The sequence below is a fragment of the Candidatus Termitispirillum reticulitermitis genome, from assembly GCF_054655775.1.
Genome location: NZ_BAAIHG010000196.1, coordinates 1 through 728, shown reverse-complemented (window position 1 = coordinate 728; position 728 = coordinate 1). Strand labels below are relative to the sequence as shown.

The 728-nt window shown below is 41.1% G+C and carries 2 protein-coding genes; both read right to left on the bottom strand.

Annotated elements, in window-relative coordinates; translation table 11 throughout:
- Positions 1-274: TRL domain-containing protein (locus AC1MDJ_RS08245; protein WP_479690432.1), on the bottom strand; the 274-nt coding region annotated here is incomplete at its 3' end.
- Between the two features lie 184 nt (positions 275-458).
- The coding region (locus AC1MDJ_RS08240) for a hypothetical protein (RefSeq protein ID WP_479690431.1) at positions 459-728 on the bottom strand (270 nt) is incomplete at its 5' end.

The following is a 728-nucleotide window of genomic DNA, read 5'->3' as shown; positions in this document are numbered from 1 at the left end:
ATCGTTTTGCTCTATAATCAACTGAACTGACACGTATAATGCCACCGTTGCGCGCAGCGGCAGCGATGCTGCAGTCTCCGTGCGCAAACAAGCCTAATACACTGGTGCATGACGCCTCACCTTTTTTATTACCAATAATGCCTGTGGCTGTCACAGGACCGGTCGCATTAGTCCAAATCAGTCCCAATGCTGGCGTATCAGTAAAAGCACAACCCATAGCGAACAACATGCAACAACCCAATAAAGCATATTTAACAAATCTAGCAAGACGCATAGAGACACCTCCGTGTCATAATCATATTTCATATCATATCTACTATATCGCAAGTCTATTCGCAAGTCTATAAACCAGTAAGATTTATTTACTTTACATAATATATCTTATCGGATGTAATTATTGAACTAGCAGACCATAGTAAAAGTAAACGTATTTTACTGCATGGTTAATGCTTAAATGCTTATTTAGTCGGGCTTTGTGCTAGATATTCTGCATCCCCATAAGCTTTTAGGCGTTCTAGTTCATCTTTTATTATCGGTTCGTATATCTGATTAACGCTTGTAGAGTCTACGTGTGCCAACACGTAGTATTTGCCCTCTGGGGATACCCACATATCGGTTTGCATAATATACGCCATAGTTTGTTGCGCCGTTCTATCGCCTACCAGCCAGAGAAACCTTTTCTTCACATCTAGCGATACTATGTTCTTAACGGCATCTAGTTCTAACGC